This is a genomic window from Bradyrhizobium sp. NAS80.1 (assembly GCF_001908205.1).
Classification (GTDB): domain Bacteria; phylum Pseudomonadota; class Alphaproteobacteria; order Rhizobiales; family Xanthobacteraceae; genus Bradyrhizobium.
In genome coordinates this window covers 1-5,235 of the sequence record NZ_LGHL01000201.1, presented here as the reverse complement: position 1 = coordinate 5,235, position 5,235 = coordinate 1, and the positions used below count along the sequence as shown (strand labels likewise).

The 5,235-nt window shown below is 58.6% G+C and carries 5 protein-coding genes, 1 tRNA gene and 1 pseudogene; 1 reads left to right on the top strand and 6 read right to left on the bottom strand.

The annotated features are described in order from the left end of the window. Nucleotides 1-121 precede the first annotated feature (121 nt). The 6 genes from AC629_RS35600 to AC629_RS35570 form a co-directional block, all read right to left on the bottom strand. Nucleotides 122-682, bottom strand: a complete 561-nt coding sequence (locus AC629_RS35600; RefSeq protein WP_143199688.1) for a hypothetical protein — start codon at nt 680-682, stop codon at nt 122-124. 33 nt (nt 683-715) lie between these two features. After that, nucleotides 716-1,354 (bottom strand): hypothetical protein, encoded by a 639-nt coding sequence (locus tag AC629_RS35595; protein WP_084809423.1) that lies wholly within the window; start codon nt 1,352-1,354, stop codon nt 716-718. A 136-nt stretch (nt 1,355-1,490) separates the two neighbouring features. Continuing rightward, nucleotides 1,491-1,727 (bottom strand): hypothetical protein, encoded by a 237-nt coding sequence (locus AC629_RS35590; protein WP_084809422.1) that lies wholly within the window; start codon nt 1,725-1,727, stop codon nt 1,491-1,493. A gap of 560 nt (nt 1,728-2,287) precedes the next feature. Beyond that, nucleotides 2,288-2,707 (bottom strand): winged helix DNA-binding protein, encoded by a 420-nt coding sequence (locus tag AC629_RS35580; RefSeq protein ID WP_143199687.1) that lies wholly within the window; start codon nt 2,705-2,707, stop codon nt 2,288-2,290. A 152-nt stretch (nt 2,708-2,859) separates the two neighbouring features. Further along, complete coding sequence (locus AC629_RS35575; RefSeq protein ID WP_084809419.1) at nt 2,860-3,135, bottom strand: hypothetical protein; 276 nt, start codon at nt 3,133-3,135, stop codon at nt 2,860-2,862. Nucleotides 3,136-3,272: 137 nt separating this feature from the next. Continuing rightward, nucleotides 3,273-3,348: transfer RNA gene (locus AC629_RS35570), tRNA-Ile, on the bottom strand. A gap of 429 nt (nt 3,349-3,777) precedes the next feature. Here AC629_RS35570 and AC629_RS35565 point away from each other — a divergent pair. Further along, nucleotides 3,778-4,801, top strand: a pseudogene (locus AC629_RS35565) (IS110 family RNA-guided transposase). The last annotated feature ends 434 nt before the right edge of the window (nt 4,802-5,235 follow it).

The following is a 5,235-nucleotide window of genomic DNA, read 5'->3' as shown; positions in this document are numbered from 1 at the left end:
GAGCTCGACTTCCCATTCCGTCATGGTCAGCCCTCCAAGAGCCGACCACCCATGAATCATTGAAAAATCGATTCGGGAATCCTAAAAAATCACGAAAATCCAATAATCTGCCAAAGTAGTGCTAGTCGGGATAGCCCGGGAACGCCCCTTTCGCTTCGGTGTGCGAGATGACCCGGTCGAAGTGCGGCGCGACAATGATCAGATCTGTGCCGGCGCCGCAGAAGAGGACCGTCAGCGCGTGATCGTGCTTCAAGATGCCCTTCCGCGGCCGGCGCTGATCGCGGAAACACCGAGCCCGCGGCCGGTAGGCCTCCGCCTGCCCAAGCGAAAGCGCTTCATGGTCTCGCTTGAATTCAACATGCACCGCCAACGTGTTTCCGACGTCGTTCCCAAGGAAGAACAACGCATCGATTTCCGTCGGAACGGATCCTTCGATGCGACAATCGCAGGACCGACATGGTTCAAACCAATAGTTCGTCCAGAAGGGGCATCTCATCTTGCCCCGCGCCTGCCATTGCTCCTCCCAGAACGGCTCGGCAGAGGCATAGAGCTGCTCATATTCGGTGCCCAACAGCAGAAATTGTCGCGAAGTCAGCAAAGTTTTGACGCCCGCCGCAATCGCCGCGAGATATGGCTGCGCCTTTATCTGGTATCGGCAGTCCTCGGTGAAGAACTCGGGCACCGCCAACTCCAGCTGCGGCCGACGAGCGCACTACTAAGGCTTCCTGTCCCCCTCGCGCTTCGCCTCCTGGAGAGCCTGATCCGCGCGCCTGACCGAAAACTCGGCTTGCATCTTTAGAAGCTCAAGTCGCATGGAATTTCGATGGCCAAAGCTATCGATCATATCTTTGTCGCGTCCACCCGCTGAAGACGGCGTGAGTACCGCTTGGATAGCTTCTGCGAACTTGCGGTTCTTTACGAGCTCGGCTCCGCGCCACACGAGCTCGGATTCCGTGGGCGTCTCTACATCTGGTTTCAGGCCCATGGCCAAAGCCGCCCGATCGCCTTGATCAAGCTCCGCCATCGACAGCTTAATGTATACCTCAGTTTCTGTTTCTCCAGGAGGAAGAATGTGCCAATTGGATGCCGGCTTCTTTTCTGCCGCCTTCATATACCTGTTGGCGGCTTCAGTATGCGCCGTCGCAGGATTGCTACTGATGTAGAGCGACGTTCTCTCCTTCACTTCTTTACTCGCGACCTTCCTTTTGGGCTTCGCGTTCGACTTACTCCCTTGCTGCTTTGGCTCTGACGTCTCGCTCTTGGTCGGACTCGTATCAGTCTTATCTTTCGGCAGATAGGCTGCTACCGTCTGATAGGTCTGAAGGCCAAATTGCGCGTAGGCGAGATGGCGCATCGGGCTTGAGCCTTGGCGTGGTACAGGCTTTCGGCGTCTTGCTCCTTCTGCCGCTCCTCTTCGGTCATTTTGGAAAGCCGCTCGTTCTCGCGCGCAATCTCTCGACGGGCTCGGCCCGGATTGTTGTGACCCATTCTTAGTCTCCTGTGTGTGATTCAACCTTCTCAAACTGGCCAGCGGACTGCCACTGGAGCGATCCTGCCAACACGATCTCACGGCGGGGGGCGCCAACCGCCTCGACACGCCTCGGCTCCCGGCGATGGGCGTCGGGGATGGGGGTGCCGTTGTCATAGAGAACCTGGCGCACCAAGTCCCCGATCTTGATTGGTTGGCCGTTGATGTCTGGGACGGTCTTCACCGGAATGCCTTGCATGCATCGCCGCTCCGGAAGGTGCCGGACGGGTAGGACGTGCCTGGGATCAAGGGGTATGGCGCGAGACGTGTCGTGGTGCAGCGCCTCGCACTTGTCGCCCTTGCCGACGTAGCCGGTCGGGCAGGTGCCCGTGCGCTGGATGCGCTCCCGCCCGTCACGGGTCGGGGTAGGGGCTCCCGGCGAGCGATGAGACGGTCGCTCCTAGAGGGTTCTCCGAAGATGTTATGGTGCCCCACCCGGCAGATTCGACGCGCGTTAGCTCTTGTGATCCACCACGACCATAGTTGCCTTAAAGCACTCGTCACACACAGGCCTTTCTGTTCCGTCGGTTACGTCCTCATGCCAGCGGGTTGCCGGTGCGGCGTTACATTCCGCGCACTGCTGATCCTCCACGATTAGCTCGCGGATATAGGCAGCGATTGCTTCTTCGTGCGTCTCGCATACGCCCACCCACAAGGCACGACCCTCCTGCGAAATGATGTTTATCATGCGTTTCATGTGCTCAGTCCCCCTTCTTCCCGCAGGCCATGCCGGCGATCTTTCCTATCAAGTCACTATTGTCAGTCATTGAGTTTCTCCGCACGCCAGCTCAGCTGCTGGCCCATGCAGTTGACGTCATTCACGCTTGCCATTCGCACTCCGTTTTCCCAGGCGTGCCGCACCTTGCTCATCAGGGCCGCGCCCTTCTCGCTGATGAACGTGCGGATGATGCGCAGATCCTGCCGGTCTTGTTTCCGTTCGACAAGCTTCATCCCCTCATTGCCGCGCCGATCCCGCTCCCCAAGGTCCAACAGGTGGCGCGTCATCACGGCTTTAACGATGCCCACCTCGTTGGCGTAGGTGGAGACCGGCATGCCCTCCTTCTCAGCGACCGCCAGGAAGGAGATGATGTAGCTGACAGGGATTGTGGGGTTCTCTTTCACGAACGGCTCCAGCGCCAACCTGAGGGCTTTGGCAGCCTGTACAGTTTCGTCCGACAACAGAGTCTTGTACCCGACCGGTGGCATTGGTTACCTTTCGTATGCAGGTTGCTTCCACTGACTTATCCCGTCTCAATTTGAGCCGGCCGGCTTGCAGCCACAATAAATTCTTTCTCTATTCGCGCCGACCGGATCGAAAGCTAGGACGGTCTTCATCGGAATGCCTTGCAGTAATCGCCGCTGGCGAACGTGCCGGCGGGACAGGGCGCACCCTTGATCTTCGGATAGGCGCGGGGCGTGTCCTGATGGAGCGCCTCGCAGAACTTGCCGAGACCGACGTAGCCGGTGGGGCACGTGCCACGGCGCGGCAGCCGCTCTCGGCCATCGCGGGTGGGCGTCGGATAGGGGCTCTCAGCGACCGCCGCTGAGGCGCCAATAAGGGTCAGAGACAGTGCTGCGATCACGCAACGCACGAGCGTTGTTGTCATGGAGTTCTCTCGAATTTGGTGATGTGCTATCGTGGACGAAGCCAGCACAGAAGGGGAATGATCGGCAAACCAATCTGTGCACCAATCTGTGCACCAAGAATTTGCCGATTTTGTAAGTGCCCCCCTCCTGTAATCACTGGTGGGCCCGGCAGGACTCGAACCTGCAACCAGACCGTTATGAGCGGCCGGCTCTAACCATTGAGCTACAGGACCTCGCTTCCCTCGGGCCCCATTGGAACGTTCGCGACGCACTTATGTGGTGGTTGACGCTCTTATGAGGTGCGCGACAAAGTGTCCTGGGACTCAATTAGCCGTCATATTTATCAAGAAACCTCAATGATCTCGGACCACTGGGACTCATAAAGATGTCACGTCGGACTCAATTAAGCGTATCGGACGGGGTTTTGGGACTCAATTAAGCGTAACGGATTTCCCGCGACGTAGCAGGCGCCGATCACAGGTTGCGATCCAGGCCCTCGCCAATCTTCAACGCCGTCGCGCCTAGGTGTGGCAGGTCGGCTCTAGATGCCGTAATGGGCCCTGCTCCGAGCAAGGGGTGATGATGGTGGCTGTCCCCCGATAGATGATGAAACGGGGTCACGACTTGAGTCGGCCCCAAGCATCTGGAGACGGAGGACAGCCGTGGAGAACTATGCCGGAATTGACGTGTCATTGGAACTGTCGAGCGTATGCGTTGTGGATGCCCAGGGTCAGATCCTGAAGGAGGCGAAGGTAGCGAGCGAACCCGACGCCTTGATCGAGTTTTTCGAGAGGCTGGGCTTTGCAGTAAAGCGGATCGGGCTGGAAGCGGGGCCGCTGTCGCAATGGCTGCATGCGGGCCTGAAAGGAGCAGGATTCGAGACGGTTTTGCTCGAAACACGGCATGTGAAGGCCGCATTGTCTGCGATGACGGTGAAGACTGATCGCAAGGATGCGCGCGGGATCGCCCAGTTGATCCGGATGGGATGGTTTCGGCCTGTACACGCAAAATCGGTCGATGCGCAGGAGATCCGGGCTCTCCTGATCGCACGCAAACAGCTCTCGGGCGGCTGATCGACGTGGAGTTGAGTATCCGCGGGATTTTGCGTGGCTTTGGGCTGAAGGTTGGCCCGGTGACGCGGAAGAATTTCGAAGCGCGGATCCGAGAGTTGGTTGCGGGTCAGGCGATATTGGAGCGCATTGCCACGGCGATGCTTTCGGCACGATCGGCCTTGAAGGCGCTGAGTACGGAAGGCTGCACAAGGCTGTGCTGGCAATTGTGCGTGATGATGCGGTCTGTCGCCGGCTTATGACAGTGCCGGGCGTTGGTCCCCTGGTGGCAGTTACCTACAAATCGGCGATTGATGACCCTCATCGCATCGTAAAATCGAAAGCAGCAGGCGCGCTGTTCGGGCTCACGCCAAAGAAATACCAATCAGGAGAAAAGGACGTCACGGGCGGAATCACGCTTGCCGGAGACGAGATAGTGCGCACAGTGTTGTATGAGGCTGCCAACGTTCTATTATCGCGCATCACACGGTTCTCAAAACTCAAGCGCTTTGCCAAGCGCCGAGGTTCGAAGCGCGCAAAAGTCGCTCTGGCACGTAAGCTCGCAGTGATCCTACATCGGATCTGGGTCGACGGCACAACTTACCGATGGGGCGAAGCGAAGCCGATCGCTGCATAAAAGACGTGGAGGGGATCACGAACGCAACCGGGCTGAACTGAAGCCCGGTGCCCGAAGTCCCGTCGCCGGGACGGTGGATCCGGTGAAGCCGTTACACGCCCAGTGGCCGTCATCTGACGAACCACGCGTATCTAGATAGGCTCACCGCTCCCTCTGACAGCATGATGTGGCGGCCAGGCGCTGACCACGGACAGAAGCATGAGCTCGGCGGCGTGACGCTCACTCGGGAGGCTTGACATCATCGGGCCCATTACAGAAGGGCGTGAATTGAGGTCCGCTCAGCGGGGCACAGCGGACTAGATTTGCTCACGTTGAGTTCTTCGCATTTTGACCCAATGTATGGTCCGGCCGCGCGGTGCAAGAAGATTTCGACGATCCGGCAGATGTGGTCTTGCATCAATGTATCCGGCCTCTGCTTGGAGCGCAGTGCTCCG

Excerpts from the sequence above, each read along its gene's own strand:
- AC629_RS35590 (WP_084809422.1), bottom strand. The coding sequence starts at position 1,727 with ATGCAAGGCATTCCGGTGAAGACCGTCCCAGACATCAACGGCCAACCA.
- AC629_RS35595 (WP_084809423.1), bottom strand. The coding sequence starts at position 1,354 with ATGCGCCATCTCGCCTACGCGCAATTTGGCCTTCAGACCTATCAGACG.
- AC629_RS35575 (WP_084809419.1), bottom strand. The coding sequence starts at position 3,135 with ATGACAACAACGCTCGTGCGTTGCGTGATCGCAGCACTGTCTCTGACC.